General features: G+C 71.2%; 17 protein-coding genes. 8 read left to right on the top strand and 9 right to left on the bottom strand.

Annotated features, from left to right (window positions below):
* On the top strand, positions 1-880 hold an 880-nt coding region (locus EBH09_RS24480; protein WP_121749085.1), incomplete at its 5' end, for an alpha/beta hydrolase.
* Between the two features lie 80 nt (positions 881-960).
* On the opposite strand, the gene EBH09_RS24475 is transcribed toward EBH09_RS24480, so the two are convergent.
* A complete protein-coding gene (locus EBH09_RS24475) occupies positions 961-1,866 on the bottom strand; it encodes an NYN domain-containing protein (protein WP_121749084.1) in 906 nt (301 codons plus the stop codon).
* 237 nt (positions 1,867-2,103) lie between these two features.
* Between EBH09_RS24475 and EBH09_RS24470 the strand changes: the two genes are divergently transcribed.
* Positions 2,104-2,256 carry a hypothetical protein gene (locus EBH09_RS24470; RefSeq protein WP_121749083.1) on the top strand — a complete coding sequence of 51 codons (153 nt, stop codon included), beginning with the start codon at positions 2,104-2,106 and terminating at the stop codon, positions 2,254-2,256.
* A gap of 100 nt (positions 2,257-2,356) precedes the next feature.
* Here the strand turns inward: EBH09_RS24470 and EBH09_RS24465 are convergent, their stop codons facing one another.
* The 3 genes from EBH09_RS24465 to EBH09_RS24455 all read right to left on the bottom strand — a co-directional run bounded on the left by EBH09_RS24465 (position 2,357) and on the right by EBH09_RS24455 (position 4,718).
* A complete protein-coding gene (locus EBH09_RS24465) occupies positions 2,357-2,962 on the bottom strand; it encodes a MarC family protein (protein ID WP_121749082.1) in 606 nt (201 codons plus the stop codon).
* 64 nt (positions 2,963-3,026) lie between these two features.
* On the bottom strand, positions 3,027-3,884 hold the full coding sequence (locus tag EBH09_RS24460) for a PHP domain-containing protein (RefSeq protein WP_121749081.1): 858 nt from the start codon (positions 3,882-3,884) through the stop codon (positions 3,027-3,029).
* Positions 3,885-4,076: 192 nt separating this feature from the next.
* Positions 4,077-4,718: a DUF6758 family protein gene (locus EBH09_RS24455; RefSeq protein WP_121749080.1), complete on the bottom strand. Its 642-nt coding sequence runs from the start codon at positions 4,716-4,718 to the stop codon at positions 4,077-4,079.
* A 192-nt stretch (positions 4,719-4,910) separates the two neighbouring features.
* On the opposite strand from EBH09_RS24455, the gene EBH09_RS24450 reads away from it, so the two are divergent.
* Positions 4,911-6,134 carry an MFS transporter gene (locus tag EBH09_RS24450; RefSeq protein WP_121749079.1) on the top strand — a complete coding sequence of 408 codons (1,224 nt, stop codon included), beginning with the start codon at positions 4,911-4,913 and terminating at the stop codon, positions 6,132-6,134.
* Positions 6,135-6,180: 46 nt separating this feature from the next.
* Here EBH09_RS24450 and EBH09_RS24445 read toward each other — a convergent pair whose 3' ends face one another.
* Positions 6,181-6,777 (bottom strand): suppressor of fused domain protein, encoded by a 597-nt coding sequence (locus tag EBH09_RS24445; RefSeq protein ID WP_121749078.1) that lies wholly within the window; start codon positions 6,775-6,777, stop codon positions 6,181-6,183.
* Positions 6,778-7,300: 523 nt separating this feature from the next.
* Here EBH09_RS24445 and EBH09_RS24440 point away from each other — a divergent pair.
* A complete protein-coding gene (locus tag EBH09_RS24440; protein ID WP_121749077.1) occupies positions 7,301-8,416 on the top strand; it encodes a magnesium and cobalt transport protein CorA in 1,116 nt (371 codons plus the stop codon).
* Between the two features lie 33 nt (positions 8,417-8,449).
* On the top strand, positions 8,450-8,962 hold the full coding sequence (locus EBH09_RS24435; protein ID WP_121749076.1) for a hypothetical protein: 513 nt from the start codon (positions 8,450-8,452) through the stop codon (positions 8,960-8,962).
* Between the two features lie 96 nt (positions 8,963-9,058).
* On the opposite strand, the gene EBH09_RS24430 is transcribed toward EBH09_RS24435, so the two are convergent.
* Positions 9,059-9,796: a hypothetical protein gene (locus EBH09_RS24430; protein ID WP_193776501.1), complete on the bottom strand. Its 738-nt coding sequence runs from the start codon at positions 9,794-9,796 to the stop codon at positions 9,059-9,061.
* A 270-nt stretch (positions 9,797-10,066) separates the two neighbouring features.
* Between EBH09_RS24430 and EBH09_RS24425 the strand changes: the two genes are divergently transcribed.
* The 3 genes from EBH09_RS24425 to EBH09_RS24415 are packed head-to-tail and all read left to right on the top strand — an operon-like array spanning position 10,067 to position 13,126.
* Positions 10,067-11,359, top strand: coding sequence for a CBS domain-containing protein (locus tag EBH09_RS24425; protein WP_121749074.1), 1,293 nt, complete (start codon positions 10,067-10,069; stop codon positions 11,357-11,359).
* A complete protein-coding gene (locus EBH09_RS24420) occupies positions 11,349-11,948 on the top strand; it encodes a DUF1003 domain-containing protein (RefSeq protein WP_193776500.1) in 600 nt (199 codons plus the stop codon). Before EBH09_RS24425 ends, EBH09_RS24420 begins: the two co-directional genes overlap by 11 nt.
* Before the next feature lie 44 nt (positions 11,949-11,992).
* Entirely contained in the window at positions 11,993-13,126 is a 1,134-nt protein-coding gene (locus EBH09_RS24415; protein ID WP_121749073.1) for an Mrp/NBP35 family ATP-binding protein, read from the top strand.
* Positions 13,127-13,217: 91 nt separating this feature from the next.
* Here the strand turns inward: EBH09_RS24415 and EBH09_RS24410 are convergent, their stop codons facing one another.
* The 3 genes from EBH09_RS24410 to EBH09_RS24400 form a co-directional block, all read right to left on the bottom strand.
* Positions 13,218-13,889, bottom strand: coding sequence for a hypothetical protein (locus EBH09_RS24410; protein WP_193776499.1), 672 nt, complete (start codon positions 13,887-13,889; stop codon positions 13,218-13,220).
* Between the two features lie 245 nt (positions 13,890-14,134).
* Positions 14,135-14,578, bottom strand: coding sequence for a sec-independent translocase (locus EBH09_RS24405; RefSeq protein ID WP_121749071.1), 444 nt, complete (start codon positions 14,576-14,578; stop codon positions 14,135-14,137).
* A 148-nt stretch (positions 14,579-14,726) separates the two neighbouring features.
* A partial coding sequence (locus EBH09_RS24400) for a trypsin-like peptidase domain-containing protein (protein WP_238697434.1) occupies positions 14,727-16,051 on the bottom strand: 1,325 nt, incomplete at its 5' end.

The raw sequence follows: 16,051 nt of genomic DNA, 5'->3' as shown, positions 1-16,051 counted from the left end.
CGTATTCACCCCGCCCTCCGACGCCCGCGCGTACCGGCTGCGTACCGCGCGTGGTGAGTTCGCCGTCGTGGACTCACCCGTGGCCGCTGGGGTCGAGGCGAAGGGGACGGTGCTGATGCTGCCCGGGTTCACGGGAAGCAAAGAGGACTTCACGCTGTTGCACGAGCCGCTCGGGGCGCGCGGATACCGTACGGTCGCCGTGGACGGGCGGGGCCAGTACGAGTCCGACGGGCCCGAGCACGACGAAGCCGGCTACGCGCAGGCCGAGCTGGCCCGGGACGTACTCGCACAGGTCGCCGCTCTCGGGACGCGCGCGCATCTCCTCGGGCACTCCCTCGGCGGCCAGATCGCACGGGCCGCCGTGCTGCTCGACCACGCCCCTTTCGTCTCCCTCACGCTGATGTCCTCGGGCCCGGCACGGATCTCCGACTCCCAGCAGCAGCGCGTGAAACTCCTCCGGGACGCGCTCGACACCATGACGATGGCCGAGGTCTGGAAAGTGATCCAGGTGATGGGGCCGCCCGAGGAGGTCGGCGCCCCGGCACCCGCGCACGGCCCGGACGAACCGGAACGGCTGCGCGCCCGCTGGCTGGGCACCAGGCCCGCTCAGCTCCTCGCCACGGGGCGGCAGCTGTGCACGGAGCCGGACCGCGTCGGCGAGCTCGCCGCCGCGCCGCTGCCGTTCCACGTGCTGTCGGGCGCCTACGACGACACCTGGCCCGTGCCCCTCCTCGACGAGATGGCCGTACGGCTGGGCGCGCACCGGACCGTGATCGCCGGTGCCGAGCACTCCCCCAACACCGACCGGCCCGAGCCGACCGCACGCGCCCTCGCCGACTTCTGGGACGGCGTCCCCACCCAGCGACGGCCGGAACGCTAGTACCGCGGCGCTCAATACGCGCGCTCAGCACTGCCCGCTCAGTACCGCGCGCTCAACACTGCCCGCTCAGTACCGCGCGCTCAGTACTGCGCCTGCAAGTGCTCCCAGAAGCCGTCCCGCAGTGCCCTGCGCAGGTCGGCCTGGCCGCGGAGCGAGTACTGGAGCAGTCCCTCGGCCTCCACCAGCAGGTCCTGGTCCACCGAGCCGGGGAGGTAGGGGTGGCCGGGGAGCAGTTCCACCAGCGACTCGCGGCCGCGTGCCGCCAGCCACTTCGCGGCGATCTGCGCACCCACGAAGCGGACGTCCTCGCGGGCCGGCCGGGCCGCTCCCGTCGCCTCGAAGGCGTGGGCCGTGCGCCGGGAGACGTACGGCTTGAAGAAGTCCAGGTCGAAGGTGCGCTGGCTGTCGACCTCCCAGAGCAGCGGGTCGGCCTGGTTGCGGCCCTCGGGCGCCTCGATGCCCCACAGGTGGACGCGGGCGCCGTACCCCTGGGCGGCCTCGACCGCCGAGACCAGGTCCTCGTCGCCGCCGAGGAGGGCCGCGTCGCTGATGGCGCGGTGCCGGGCGAGGGACTCCAGGTCGGAGCGGATGAGGGAGTCGACGCCCTTCTGCTGGTTGTTGGCGTTGAGGTTGCCCAGGCGGACCTTGACGTCGGGCAGCTCGGCGATGGACTGCTGCTCGGCGGTGTGGATGCGGCGCCGGGCGCCGTCGTACCAGTAGACCCGCAGCAGCCTGCTGTCCGCGAAGATGGTGCGCGCCTTGTCGATGAGCGCCTCGATCAGTCCCTCGGCGTCCAGATCGAAGGCCCGGCGGTCCTCGGTCCCGGTCACCAGGCGTCCCGCCGCCGCGTAGAGGTACCCGGCGTCGACGAAGATCGCGTGGGTCGAGGGTGTCTTGGCCACCTCGGCGAGCATGCGCAGCAGCAGCTCGTTGGTGCGATCGATGCGGGCGTTCAGGGACGCGAGGTCGTCGTTCATCGCCTCCATTGTCCCGGCGGTCACGCTGCGAACACAACCGGTCCCGGTCAGTCTTGTACCGGACACCCGGCCCGCCCGGGACAAGCGACTTACCAGTCAGTAATTAGCAGTTCGAAAAATTTCCTTAGCGTAGGGAATGTTTGTATTACGCAGCCCGTTGACTCACTACGTAAGCCCGGGCACCGACGACCCGGGAGCCACACCAGTAGTTCTCCTCAGGAGGATGACCAGATCAAGGGAGAGGCCATGCGCTTTGAAGTCATGCGACTCGACGACGTCGACGGAACCCCCGTGGACACGACCGTCGTGGACGCCGCCTCCGTGAATCGCATCGTTCAGCAGGCCGCCGCCATCGGGCAGCGCCTGTGGATCCGCCCCGCCGACGCCTCGGCCTTGTAGCGCGGACCCGCCCACACATCCAGGGCCCCCGCACGGACTCTTCCGTGCGGGGGCCCTGTGCGTGGTCGCTTCCGGGCCCCCCGCCCGGGCCACCGCCCGCTCACGCGCCCTGGATCACCTGCGTGACGCCGTTGATGATCTGCTGCACCGCGATCGCGGAGAGCATCATGCCGGCGAGGCGGGTCACCAGGACCACGCCCCCGTCCTTGATGACCCGGATGATCAGCAGCGAGTACCGCATCACCAGCCACAGCACCACGTGGATCGCGAGGATCGCCGCCCACACCGACGCCTGCGCGGTCGCGCTGTCGGCCTTCTGCACGGCCAGGATGACCGAGACGATCGCCCCGGGGCCGGCGAGCAGCGGCATGCCCAGCGGTACGAGCGCGACGTTGACGTCCTTGGTCTGCTTCGGCTCGTCGGTCTTGCCGGTGAGCAGGTCGAGCGCGATCAGCAGGAGGAGCAGCCCGCCCGCGATCATCAGGGCGGGCACGGACACGTGCAGGTAGTCCAGGATCTGGTGCCCCAGCAGACCGAACACGGTGATCACGCCACCGGCGACGCAGACGGCCTGGAAGGCCATCCGCCTCTGCACCTTGGCGGGCCGGCCGGAGGTCAGCGCGAGGAAGATCGGGGTGATCCCGGGGGGATCCATGATGACGAAAAGGGTCAGGAAGAGGGAGCCGAAGACGGCGACGTCGAACATGGGTGAGCTACTGGCCTTGCGGGAGAGGGAAGGGTGGGCGTGCGGGAGGGGGTTCGGGCCCCGCTCAGACCCCGCCGGCCCCGGGCACGGGGAACGCCCCGAAGGCCCGCCGCGTGATCTCCCCGTAGACCTCGGGGTCCGTCGTGTACTCGCCGAGCACGCAGGTCTTGCGGCTGCCGTGGTAGTCGCTGGAGCCGGTCACCAGGAGTCCCAGTTCCCTCGCCGTCCCGCGCAGCCGCGTCCTCGTCTCCGCGTCGTGGTCCATGTGGTCGACCTCGATGCCGTCGAGGCCGGCCGCGGCCAGCTCCGCGATCGTGGTCTCCGGCACCGTACGGCCCCGCTTGGCGGCGGCCGGGTGCGCGAACACGGCGACCCCGCCCGCGCCCTTGATCAGACGGAGGGCCTCGAAGGGGTCGGTCTCGTGCTTCTCCACGAAGGCCCGGCCGCCGTCGGCCAGCCAGTCCCGGGTGAAGGCGTCGCCCACGGTCGGCACGACGCCGAGGTCGACGAGGGCGGTGGCCACGTGCGGCCGCCCGACCGAACCGTCGCCGGCGATGCGCGCGACCTGTTCCCAGGTGACGGGCACGCCCAGCGCGTTCAGCTTGGCGACCATGCCCTTCGCCCGCGGTACCCGGTCGTCCCGGACCAGCTCGCGCTCGGCGAGCAGGGCGGGCTCCTCGGGGTCGAAGAGGTAGGCCAGCATGTGCATGCTGACGCCGCCGGCCCGGCAGGAGAGTTCGGCGCCGGTGACGAGCGTGAGCCCCTCGGGGAGCGCGGCGACGGCCTCGGCGTGGCCGCGGGTGGTGTCGTGGTCGGTCAGCGCGATGACGTCCAGCCCGGTCGCGGCGGCCTTGCGCACCAGCTGGGCCGGGGTGTCCGTGCCGTCGGACGCGGTGGAGTGGGTGTGCAGATCGATACGCACGACGCTGACTCCAAGCGGTGACGGGACGGAAGGGGACGCTCAAGGATAACCGGAACTCCAGCCGCCGCTGTCACACTCGCAGCGACCCTGCGCCCCCTACGCCTACCACCGGCGCCCCTACGCCCACGACCGGAACCCACCACCGGCGTCCGGCGCCCCAGCACCCGACATCCGGCACCCGACACCCGGCACCTACGGCTGGATCAACCGCGGCGACAGCGCTCCGCACGGCACCAGGTCCACCTCGGCGCCCGCGTCCCGCAGATCGGTCAGCACCAGTTCCTCGTACATGAGCAGCCCCGAGCGCTCGGGCCACACGACGGCCCACAGCCACACCCCGAGGGCCTCCCCGGCGAAGACGGCGCGGTCGCCGGGGGCACCGGAGACATGCCAGAGCGGAGTCGGACGGCCGACGGCCAGGACCTTCGCCTGGGGCGGCTTCTCGACGTCCATGTACGGGCCCGGGTCCGGGGCGTCGATGCCCGCGTACCGCGCGCCGAGACCCACGCCGAGTTCCTCGGCGACCAGGATCAGCTCACCGAGGCCGCCGAGAGGTCCGGGACCGGAGCAGGCCACGGCGGTCGCCCGGCCACCACTGCGGTCGTCGCCCGCACAGGCCACGCCGGTGAACAGCCAGCCGACCGGCAGTGGCCACGGCATCCACACCGGTACCTGCGTACGGTGCACCACGACGCCGAGCGCCTCGACGCTGGGCGGAAGCACGGGCTGCAGCGGGTGCACGGTGCCATGCAGGTCGCACTGCCAGGAATCGGCGAAGAGACCGGGAGCCCTGACCCGGCCACCACACTTCGGGCAACTGGGTTCGCCCCTCATAGAGCCCCACGGTCCTACCCTCGCTCCCCCACGTCAAGGACGATCACCCATCCGGGCGGAACGGCTGGCCAGCGGGAACTAGATGTAGCTTGCATTAATTAGCTACGCTAACTTACTATATGCATACGCCAACCATCTGAACCCATCCGAACCCTCCGACCGATCCCCTTCCTGTCGGCATTGGAGCAATGCATGGACCCCTTCGACGCGGGTGCGGGCGGCATCCTGCGACAGCCCAAGGCCGTGTGGGCGACCGCCGGTGCGTCCGTCGTGGCCTTCATGGGCATCGGGCTCGTCGACCCGATCCTGCCGTCCATCGCCAAGGGCCTGGACGCGAGCGCCGGCCAGGTCTCCCTCCTGTTCACCTCGTACTTCCTCATCACCGCCCTCGCGATGCTGGTGACCGGCTTCGTCTCCAGCCGCATCGGCGGGCGCGGGACCCTGCTGCTGGGCCTGGCCTTCGTCGTGGTCTTCGCGGGCCTGGCGGGTACCGCCGACACGGTCGGGCAGCTCGTCGGCTACCGGGCCGGCTGGGGCCTCGGGAACGCGCTGTTCGTCTCGACGGCCCTCGCGGTCATCGTCGGCGCGGCGGCCGGCGGCAGCGCCGCGGCGATCCTGCTCTATGAGTCCGCCCTCGGCCTCGGCATGGCCTGCGGCCCCCTGCTGGGCGCGCTGCTCGGCGACGCCAGCTGGCGCTACCCCTTCTTCGGCACGGCGTTCCTGATGGCGATCGGCTTCCTGTGCGTCACGGTGTTCCTGAAGGAACAGCCGAAGCCGACCCGCAAGACGTCGCTGCTCGACCCGCTCAAGGCGCTGGGCCACGGCGGACTCGCGTCCGCCGCCGTGTCGGCGTTCTTCTACAACTACACGTTCTTCACGGTGCTGGCCTTCACGCCGTTCGTGCTGAACATGACGCCGTACAAGTCCGGCGCCGTGTTCTTCGCGTGGGGCGTGCTGCTCGCCGTCTTCTCGGTCCTCGTGGCGCCGCGCGCGCAGAAGCGGTTCGGCTCGCTGAAGGTGCTCGGCGGCTCGCTGGCGCTGCTCGCGGCCGACGTACTGGTCCTCGGCTACGGGAACCACACCACCGCGATCGTCTGCACGATCCTGTCCGGCGCCTTCATCGGCGTGAACAACACCGTCTACACCGAGCTGGCCCTCGGGGTGTCGGACGCGCCGCGTCCGGTGGCGAGCGCGGGCTACAACTTCGTGCGCTGGTTCGCGGCGGCGGCCGCCCCCTTCTTCGCGCCGAGGATCGAGGAGTGGACCGACATCCACACCCCCTTCGTCGTGGCGGCGGTCACCGCGGTGCTGGGCGCGGTCGTGGTCCTCGTACGGCGCCGCGCGCTCACCCGCGACGCGGAGGAACTGGAGCCGAGGCACGCGACCGAGGACGGGGTCGCGGTCTTCGCCGACTGAGGGCCGGACGACAGGCCAACCGACGGACGAGGGCTGGTGAGTTCCGTCACTCCAGCGGGACGGACCTGCGGGACGGATCGCGCAGGTCCGTCCCGTGCGTCAGCCAGCGTTCCTGGAGGGCCGGAGCACCGTGCACGCGCTTCCAGGCGGCCTCGTTCGCGGTCATCGGCAGCAGCGGCAGGAACCGTACGGGATCCAGCGGGGCGTCCAGCTCCAGATCCTCGACCAGGCCGCCCGGCTCGGCGACCAGGACCGACGTGAACGGCGCCCCGGGCCACAGCGTCTCCCCGACGTCCAGGGACGCACCGGGCGCCACGATCACACCCTCGACCTGCGGGGACGCGGCCAGCACGGCGAGCGGTCGGAGCACCTTGTCGGTGTCGGCGAGACCGGCGCGGACGGAGAGGACCAGCTCGGCGCGGGGGCCCTTGACCGGGTCGGCGAGCACGGCCGCGGGGTCCGCCATGGGCTGCGACGACATACCGAGGGTGGCATAGCGGACGATGTCGCCCTCCTGGCCGCCGCCGGGAAAGCGCAGCACCTCGATACGGTCGGTACCGAGGAAGGTGACCGCCGCGCGTGCGTCCGGCTCGCCCAGCGAACTGCGCAACCGGGCCTCGACCAGAGGAAGAACATCAGCCATGCGGCGAGCATAGAACTCGCGGTGAAGCGGCAAAGCGGCGCCTTGACACGCCGGGTGACTGGTACTCTGGCCCAGTCGTCGGGGCAGCACGCAGCGCGTCGCGATCAAGCACCCGACGCTATGAAGACTCCCCTACGGGGAACCCCTCCAAACAACGGGGGGATGGATCGTCCCTCACGAGGGACCGGCCGGAGGAGGTGGGGCTGGCATGGACCGAAGTCGACCGTGCAGTACCACCCGCTCTTCCGGCCGCTGACACAGCCGCTCCGGTTACTTCCGCCGCCGCTTTCTGCCCGCGTGCCCGCACAGGGAAGAGCACTTCGTCTCGTTTTGCCTGATCCGGTCCATCGATCCGGATCAGCAGCTGAACCAGCAGCTGAATCAGCAGCGAAGTCGGCCACCGCGACGGTGCGGTGCACCCCGCTTTGTGGACGTGCCGAACGCACGTAGTCAGGACGTCCTCATTCCGGGTGGTTCCACCCGCCACCGGCCTCGTTCGCTGCCCGTCGCGAAGGAGCCTGCCATGTCGATGATCCGTGACCTGCGCGCCGCGGTCCGCCCGTCCCGCGTCTCTCTGCGCAAGGACAGCGGCGCCTACGACACCACCCGCGACCCGGCGACCACGACCGCCGTCGTCGACTGCGCCGTCTACCGCGACGGCGCGCGCGTCGAGACGGACACGCCGCTGAGCCCGCACCGGGCGATGCGCCAGGTGCGCCGCGACGGCGGGTTCGTGTGGATCGGCCTGCACGAGCCCACCGAGGACGAGTTCGCCGGTATCGCCCGGGAGTTCGGACTGCACCCGCTGGCCGTGGAGGACGCCGTCCAGGCCCACCAGCGGCCCAAGCTGGAGCGTTACGACGACTCCCTGTTCACGGTCTTCAAGACCGTCCACTACGTCGACCACGACGAGCTCACCGCCAACAGCGAGGTCGTCGAGACCGGCGAGGTCATGTGCTTCACCGGGCGGGACTTCTTCATCACCGTCCGGCACGGCGGGCAGGGCTCGCTGCGCACGCTGCGGCACCGGCTGCAGGAGGACCCCGAGCTGCTGCTCAAGGGCCCCTCGGCGGTGCTGCACGCCATCGCCGACCACGTCGTCGACGGCTACATCGCGGTCGCCGACGCGGTGCAGGACGACATCGACGAGGTCGAGACGGAGGTGTTCTCGCCGGGCCGCAAGGGCACGCCGCGCGGCACGGACGCCGGGCGGATCTATCAACTCAAGCGCGAGGTACTGGAGTTCAAGCGGGCGGTCTCGCCGCTGCTGCGCCCCATGCAGCTGCTCAGTGAGCGGCCGATGCGGCTGATCGACCCGGAGATCCAGAAGTACTTCCGGGACGTCGCCGACCACGTGGCGCGGGTGCAGGAGCAGGTCATCGGCTTCGACGAGCTGCTGAACTCCATCCTCCAGGCCAACCTCGCCCAGGCGTCCGTCGCGCAGAACGAGGACATGCGCAAGATCACCTCGTGGGCGGCGATCATCGCCGTACCGACGATGGTGTGCGGGGTGTACGGCATGAACTTCGACTACATGCCGGAGACGCACTGGAAGTATGGCTACCCGCTGGTGCTGTCGATCACGGTCGGCCTCTGTCTGGGCATCCACCGCACGCTCAAGCGCAACGGCTGGCTCTGACGGGGGCCGAAGAGGGCTGGATAGGCTGACCGCATGACAAGCGAGCTGCTCGACCAGGCCCTCGTCGAGGAGGCCACGAAGAAGTCCGGCCTCGTCTGGGTCGGCGGGCCCGGTGGGCCCGCGCGTGCGCTGTGGCACGTCTGGCACGAGGGCGCGGCCTGCGTCATCGGCGACGGACCCGGCGAGCAGCCGCTGCCGGGTCTGGCCGACGGGGCCTCGGCCGAGGTGACCGTGCGCAGCAAGGACAAGGGGGGCCGGCTGGTCTCCTGGACGGCACGGGTCGTGGAGCTGCCGGCCGGCTCCGAGGCCTGGCAGGCGGCGGTCGCCGACCTCAAGGGCAAGCGCCTGAACGCCCCGGACGGCGAGGCGATGACCGACCGCTGGGCCCGTGAGTGCCGGGTGCTGCGCCTGGAGCCGACGGGGGTCACGGCGCCGCTGCCCGACGGTTCGCTGGCAGAGGCACCGCTGCCGAGCCCGGCGACGACGCGTGAGCCGGCCCCGGCGGGGCTGCCGCGCCTGCTGCTGAAGCGCCGGAAGAAGCGTTAGCGCGTACCGGGACGCCGGCGGCGTCCCGGAATATGGCCTGTCTGACACATCCCGTCGTCCGCACGCGGGGCAGGCGGTTCGTCAGACAGGCTCTGGCTAGGAGGTCGGCAGCTGCTTGCCGTAGTCCAGCGTGTCGTCCTGCGCCGGCTCCTCGAGCGCGAAGTCCTTGTTCCAGTCCGAGAGGCTGAGCGTGCCCGCGCTGCCCGCCCGCACCAGGCGCAGCGGGTACGGCGTGCCCTCCAGCGAGACGTCCAGCGAGCCGCCGGCACCCTGGTCGCCGGTGATCCGGATGGTGCGCACGCCCGCCTGCTCGTGGCGGCCGTCCGTCTCCACCGTGCCGTGCAGGGTCAGCAGGCCACCGATGAGGACGTCCTTGTCGGTGAAGCCGCTGAACTTCTTGTACACGGGGTCGCTCTGCGGCACCTTCACGTACTTGTCGGCCAGCTTCTCGGCGGCCGCGGCGTCCCCGCCGTCATGGCTCCAGAATTCGGCGTCGGCCTTGAGGAAGAGCTGCTCGCCGACGCGCAGCAGCCCGAACGTCGTCCCCTCGGCGGCGACCGACCCGGTCCCCCCGTCGGGCTTCAGCCGCATGTCCAGGGTGTAGGTGTTCCCGCCGGCGGCCACGGTCCCGTGCAGGCGTACCGCTTCGGCGGACTCGGCCGCCGTGCGGGCCTTGGCCTGGATCTTTTCGGCGGAGAGCTTCCCGACGCCGTTGGTGCCCGCGTCCGGGTCCTCACTACTGCATCCCGTCAGCCCCGCTCCCGTCACCGCCAGGGCGCACACCGCGCCCATCAGAGCGGCCCTGCGGATTCGGCGCCGGGGAGTCGCAGACACAGATGGGGCTGCCTTTCTGGCATGGGCGGACAGGGGCTGGCAAGGAGCCGACCGGGGTCCGGACAGGCCCTGGCGGCGTACCGCAGCGTACCGGGGCCGTGGACGGCGAACGGAGCCAGTCCGTCCGGACCGGCCACCGGAGCGGAGCCGTTCGGGACGGGCTAGCCTGAAGCCCGTCCGAGCGGGCAATTCGGAAAAGGAACACCGTACGAATCAGCTCTCACATACTCCGACGCACGCCCACGAAGCTTGAGAAAAGGAGCCGCGGCCATGGCAGCGGGCGCCCCCCGGATCTTCGTCTCCCATCTCTCCGGCATCGCCGTCTTCGACCCGGCCGGCGACCAGGTGGGACGCGTGCGCGATCTGGTCGTCATGCTCCGCGTCGCCCGCAAACCACCGCGGGTGCTCGGCCTGGTCGTCGAACTCACCACCCGCCGCCGCATCTTCCTGCCCATGACCCGGGTCACCGGCATCGAGTCCGGCCAGGTCATCACCACCGGCGTGGTCAACGTCCGGCGCTTCGAGCAGCGGCCCACCGAGCGCCTCGTCTTCGGCGAGCTGCTCGACCGGCGGGTCACCCTCACCGAGACGGGTGAGGAGGTCACCGTCCTGGACCTGTCGGTGCAGCAGCTGCCCGCCCGCCGGGACTGGGAGATCGACAAGGTCTTCGTCCGCAAGGGGAGGAAGAGCGGCGCCTTCCGGCGCAACAAGGGCGAGACGCTGACCGTCGAGTGGTCCGGCGTCACCGGCTTCTCCGTGGAGGAGCAGGGGCAGGGCGCCGAGAACCTCCTCGCCACCTTCGAGCAGCTGCGCCCCGCCGACCTCGCCAACGTCCTGCACCACCTGTCCGCCAAGCGCCGCGCGGAGGTCGCCGCCGCCCTCGACGACGACCGCCTGGCCGACGTACTGGAGGAACTGCCGGAGGACGACCAGATCGAGATCCTCGGCAAGCTCAAGGAGGAGCGCGCCGCGGACGTACTGGAGGCGATGGACCCCGACGACGCGGCCGACCTGCTCGGTGAGCTGCCCGAGGAGGACAAGGAGCGGCTGCTGAGCCTGATGCAGCCCGACGACGCGGCCGACATGCGGCGTCTGATGGCCTACGAGGAGCACACGGCGGGCGGTCTGATGACGACCGAGCCGATCGTGCTGCGGCCCGACGCGACCGTCGCGGACGCCCTGGCCCACATCCGCAACCCCGACCTGTCCCCGGCGCACGCGGCCCAGGTCTACGTCTGCCGGCCGCCCGAGGAGACCCCGACCGGCAAGTACCTGGGCACGGTCCACTTCCAGCGCCTGCTGCGCGACCCCCCGTACACGCTGGTCGGCTCGATCATCGACGACGACCTGCAACCCCTGGATCCGGACGCCGCGCTGCCCGTGGTCGCCGGGTTCTTCGCCGCGTACGACATGGTGGCGGCGCCCGTCGTCGACGATTCCGGGTCGCTGCTGGGCGCGGTCACCGTGGACGACGTACTGGACCACATGCTGCCCGACGACTGGCGGGAGACCGAGTACCACCTGGAGGAGACGGCGGGGGAGGTGAGCGCCGATGGTGCCTGAGCGCGAGACCCCGCCCCGTGAGCGTGCCGCGTCGGGAGCCACCGCTGCCTCCCGTACCCGGGCCCGCCTGGACCAGCCCCGCGCGCCGCGCCGCAGGCTGCTGCCCGAGTGGGACCCGGAGTCCTTCGGCCGACTGTCGGAGCGCGTCGCGCGGTTCCTGGGCACCGGGCGGTTCATCGTCTGGATGACCTTCGTCATCATCCTGTGGGTGGTGTGGAACGTGTCCGCGCCGAGCGGCCTGCGCTTCGACGAGTATCCGTTCATCTTCCTGACGCTGATGCTGTCCCTCCAGGCCTCCTACGCGGCCCCGCTGATCCTGCTCGCGCAGAACCGGCAGGACGACCGGGACCGGGTCAACCTGGAGCAGGACCGCAAGCAGAACGAGCGGTCGATCGCCGACACCGAGTACCTGACCCGCGAGATCGCGGCCCTGCGCATCGGCCTGGGCGAGGTCGCGACGAGGGACTGGATCCGCTCCGAGCTGCAGGACGTGCTCAAGGACCTGGAGGAGCGGCAGAACGGCCACCACCCCGACCGCGGGGTATTCCCGGCGGATCGGTCCCGGGGGCGTGACGTACACGACCGCTGACGGGGCTTTCCGTGCCCGGTGGGCGGCGCCGTACCATCGACCCTATGGCTACGGAAGACGCGGTGCGTGAAGCACTGGCGACGGTGAACGACCCCGAGATCAACCGGCCCATCACCGAGCTGGGGATGGTCAAGTCGGTGGAGATCGGGGCGGACGGAGCGGTCGCGGTCGCCGTGTACCTGACGGTCTCCGGCTGCCCCATGCGGGAAACCATCACGCAGCGCGTGACGGACGCGGTGTCGCGGGTCGAGGGCGTCACGCGCGTCGACGTCGAGCTGGACGTGATGAGCGACGAGCAGCGCAAGGAGCTGGCGAACGCCCTGCGCGGCGGCCAGACCGAGCGCGAGGTGCCCTTCGCCAAGCCGGGCAGCCTGACCCGGGTGTACGCGGTCGCCTCCGGCAAGGGCGGCGTCGGCAAGTCCTCGGTGACGGTGAACCTGGCGGCGTCGATGGCGGCGGACGGCCTGAAGGTCGGTGTCGTCGACGCCGACATCTACGGCCACTCCGTGCCGCGCATGCTCGGCGCCGACGGGCGGCCCACCCAGGTCGAGAACATGATCATGCCGCCTTCGGCCAACGGGGTGAAGGTCATCTCGATCGGCATGTTCACCCCGGGCAACGCGCCGGTCGTCTGGCGCGGCCCGATGCTGCACCGCGCGCTCCAGCAGTTCCTGGCGGACGTGTACTGGGGCGACCTGGACGTCCTGCTGCTCGACCTGCCGCCCGGCACCGGCGACATCGCGATCTCCGTCGCGCAGCTCGTGCCGAACGCCGAGATCCTGGTCGTGACGACCCCTCAGCAGGCGGCCGCCGAGGTGGCGGAGCGGGCGGGCGCCATCGCCGTCCAGACCCACCAGAAGATCGTCGGCGTGGTCGAGAACATGTCCGGGCTGCCCTGCCCGCACTGCGGCGAGATGGTCGACGTCTTCGGCACCGGCGGCGGCCAGTCGGTCGCCGACGGCCTGACCCGCACCACGGGCGCGTCGGTGCCGGTCCTCGGCTCCATCCCGATCGACGTCCGCCTGCGCGAGGGCGGCGACGAGGGCAAGCCCGTCGTCCTGACCGACCCGGACTCCCCGGCGGGCGCGGCCCTGCGCTCGATCGCCGGGAAGCTGGGCGGGCGCCAGCGCGGCCTCTCGGGGCTGTCGCTGGGCATCACGCCGAAGAACAAGTTCTGACGCTCCGTACGGGACTGTCGTACGGGACCGGGGCGCTGTCCGCAGGGACGGCGCCCCTTCTCGTACGCCCGGGCGCCCGCGCGTACGACGGCTAGGCGTACGCGGCGATGTCCTTGACCACGGAGAAGGCCAGCCCGTACGCGCTCATGCCCCTGCCGTAGGCGCCCAGGTGGACGCCCTGCTCGGTGGAACCGGCGAGCACCCAGCCGAACTCGGACTCCCGGTAGTGGAACCGCGTCGGCACGCCGTCCACGGGGAGGGACAGCGTCGACCAGTCCGCTCCGCCGAGATCGTCCGCGAGGACCCACGCGGTCTCCGTCTGCTGCTCCAGCCAGTCGTCGCGCAGCGAGTGGTCCATCTGGCCCGGCCAGGTGAAGGACAGCAGCCCCACCCCGGCGAGCCACGCCGCCGACGACACCGAGGTGGCCTCCAGCAGACCCGTGCCGTCGGCGCTTCGCCGGTCGGGGTTGGCCGCGACGGTCACGACGACCGCGAACTTCTCCTTGGCGTCCTGCTCGTCGCCCGCCACGTGTTCGTTGCGCACCGACGGTTCGTCACCGTGCCCGATCGAGCCGTGCTCCACCGCCCCGTCGGCCGCCGTACCGACCTGCATCAGCCAACGCCGCCCCGTGAAGGCCTCGTCGAGGCCGTACCACGGGAAGGGCGCACGCAGGTAGCCGTCGATCGTCCGCCGGACGGAGGGGACCTCTTGTCCATCCTCCGTGCCCGGCGTCTGCGCGACCGCCTGACTCGTCGTCTCCATGTGCCCGGACGCCTCCTCGCTCTCGTCGGACCGGAACGGCCCGCCCCCCTTCGGGCGCACTCGTCCGGTCCGCACAACAACTCGGGCAGCATAGCCACACCACTGGCGGCAACCGGGAAATCGCCCGGCGCGTGGGTCGCTCGGGCGTCGCCTTCAGGCCCTGTACGCCCCGTCCGGAGTGTGAGACGCGTCACGTACGGCGAGGGAGTCGGCTCCCGCGACGTACCGCGGCCCGCGGGACGGACTCAGGTGGCGTCCGCGTCGAAGGGCGGGCGGGCGTCGATGGCCGGAGTCTCGGGCTTCTTGGACATGTCGACGCGACCGCCGGTGGAGCCGGACGCGGAAGAACCGGACGCCGACTCCGGCTCACGGCCGTGGACGGCGTCGGTGACCTCGGCCATCTCCTTCTTCAGGTCGAAGCCGTTGCGGATCTCCTTCAGCCCCAGCTCGTCGTTGTCCAGCTGCTTGCGGATGAACGTCTTGGGGTTGAGGTCCTCGAACTCGAAGTCCTTGAACTCGGGGCCCAGCTCCTGCCGGATGTCCTGCTTGGCGCTGTCCGAGAACTCCCGGATCTTCCGGATGGTGCGGGTCACGTCCTGGATGACCTTGGGGAGCTTGTCCGGACCGAAGACGAGCACGGCGAGGACGACGAGCGTCACCAGTTCTAGTGCGCCTATGTCATTGAACACCTGAAGCTCCTTGGGATGTCCGGGCCGCCACCACGGTACCCGCCGACCCCGTCCGACCGGTACCGTCCCGTGAGCCCCGAGTGCGTGTATGCGGACGCTTTCCGAATTGTTTGCCTTCCTGGCCCCTTGTGGGGGCCTGCGCGGCCGCTCAGTCCCCGCCGGAGGAGCCGAGCACCAGGGAGACGTTCGTCTCCTCGCCGTCGCGCTCCAGCGTCAGTTCCAGGCGGTCGCCGGGGCGGTGCGCGCGGGTCGCGACGATGAGTTCCTCGCCGGAGTGCACGCGCCTGCCGTCGACGGCGGTGATCACGTCCCCCGGCTCGATGCCGGCCTCCGCCCCGGGGCCGCCCGTGGTGACCGCGGGTCCGCCGTCGCTGCCCTTGGCTCCGACGCGGGCACCGTCGCCCGAGTAGTTCATGTCGAGGGTGATGCCGATGACGGGGTGGGTGGCCTTGCCGGTGTTGATCAGCTCCTCGGCTACGCGCTTGCCCTGGTTGATGGGAATGGCGAAGCCGAGCCCTATGGAGCCGGCCTGACCGCCGTCCGAATCGGCGCCGCCGCCGTCGGCGGACCGGATGGCGGAGTTGATGCCGATGGCCCTGCCCTGGGCGTCCAGGAGGGGGCCGCCGGAGTTGCCGGGGTTGATGGGCGCGTCGGTCTGCAGGGCGTCGACGTACGAGACGTCGCTGCCGTCGCCCTCCTCGCCGCCCGCCGTGATGGGCCGCTCCTTGGCGCTGATGATGCCGGAGGTGACCGTGCCGGCCAGGTCGAAGGGGGCGCCGATGGCGACGACGGGGTCGCCGACCCGGACGTTGTCGGAGTTGCCGAGGGGCAGGGGACTGAGGCCGCTGACGCCCTTCACCCTCACCACGGCGAGGTCGTAGCCGCTGTCGCGGCCGACGACCGTGGCCTCGGCGGTGTCGCCGCTGTTGAAGGTGACGGTTATCTCGCCGCCGGATCCCGCGGGCTCCACGACGTGGTTGTTGGTCAGGATGTGGCCCCGGTCGTCGAGTACGAAGCCGGTGCCGGTGCCTGCCGCGTCGCCGCCGCTCACGTGCAGGGTCACCACGCTGGGCAGGGCACGGGCGGCGATCCCGGCGACACTGCCCGGCGCCCGGTCGGCCGCTTCCTTGCCGGCCTGCGGCAGCTCCACCGTCCCCACGCCGCCGTTCCGCTCCAGGTACGTGCCCAGGGCGCCGCCGATGCCGCCGGAGACCAGGGCGATCAGCAGCGCGCCGCCGACGATCACCTTTCCGGCCCGCTTACGCCGCTGCTCCCGCGTCGGCGCGCCCGCGCCGTTCTGCTGAAGGGGGGCGACGGCGGCCGAGGCCGCCCAGGGGTCGTAACGCCCCCAGGGGTCGACGCCTCCCGGGCCGTCACCGCCCGGCCCGATGGGCGCCGGCGCTTCCGGCGACCCCGCCGCGGGATGAGGCACCGCCGCTGCCGTCGTGCCCCGCGCCGGTGTCACCGGCGGGG

Origin of the sequence: Streptomyces sp. E2N166 (assembly GCF_003671715.1) — a bacterium.
GTDB classification, from domain to species: Bacteria; Actinomycetota; Actinomycetes; order Streptomycetales; family Streptomycetaceae; genus Streptomyces; species Streptomyces thinghirensis.
The sequence above is the reverse complement of the archived record's forward strand: the minus strand, read 5'-3'. Positions and strand labels throughout refer to the sequence as shown.

Excerpts from the sequence above, each read along its gene's own strand:
- EBH09_RS24435 (WP_121749076.1), top strand. The coding sequence starts at position 8,450 with ATGACAAGCGAGCTGCTCGACCAGGCCCTCGTCGAGGAGGCCACGAAG.
- EBH09_RS24440 (WP_121749077.1), top strand. The coding sequence starts at position 7,301 with ATGTCGATGATCCGTGACCTGCGCGCCGCGGTCCGCCCGTCCCGCGTC.
- EBH09_RS24470 (WP_121749083.1), top strand. The coding sequence starts at position 2,104 with ATGCGCTTTGAAGTCATGCGACTCGACGACGTCGACGGAACCCCCGTG.
- EBH09_RS24455 (WP_121749080.1), bottom strand. The coding sequence starts at position 4,718 with ATGAGGGGCGAACCCAGTTGCCCGAAGTGTGGTGGCCGGGTCAGGGCT.
- EBH09_RS24450 (WP_121749079.1), top strand. The coding sequence starts at position 4,911 with ATGGACCCCTTCGACGCGGGTGCGGGCGGCATCCTGCGACAGCCCAAG.
- EBH09_RS24415 (WP_121749073.1), top strand. The coding sequence starts at position 11,993 with ATGGCTACGGAAGACGCGGTGCGTGAAGCACTGGCGACGGTGAACGAC.
- EBH09_RS24445 (WP_121749078.1), bottom strand. The coding sequence starts at position 6,777 with ATGGCTGATGTTCTTCCTCTGGTCGAGGCCCGGTTGCGCAGTTCGCTG.
- EBH09_RS24425 (WP_121749074.1), top strand. The coding sequence starts at position 10,067 with ATGGCAGCGGGCGCCCCCCGGATCTTCGTCTCCCATCTCTCCGGCATC.
- EBH09_RS24420 (WP_193776500.1), top strand. The coding sequence starts at position 11,349 with ATGGTGCCTGAGCGCGAGACCCCGCCCCGTGAGCGTGCCGCGTCGGGA.
- EBH09_RS24465 (WP_121749082.1), bottom strand. The coding sequence starts at position 2,962 with ATGTTCGACGTCGCCGTCTTCGGCTCCCTCTTCCTGACCCTTTTCGTC.
- EBH09_RS24475 (WP_121749084.1), bottom strand. The coding sequence starts at position 1,866 with ATGGAGGCGATGAACGACGACCTCGCGTCCCTGAACGCCCGCATCGAT.
- EBH09_RS24410 (WP_193776499.1), bottom strand. The coding sequence starts at position 13,889 with ATGGAGACGACGAGTCAGGCGGTCGCGCAGACGCCGGGCACGGAGGAT.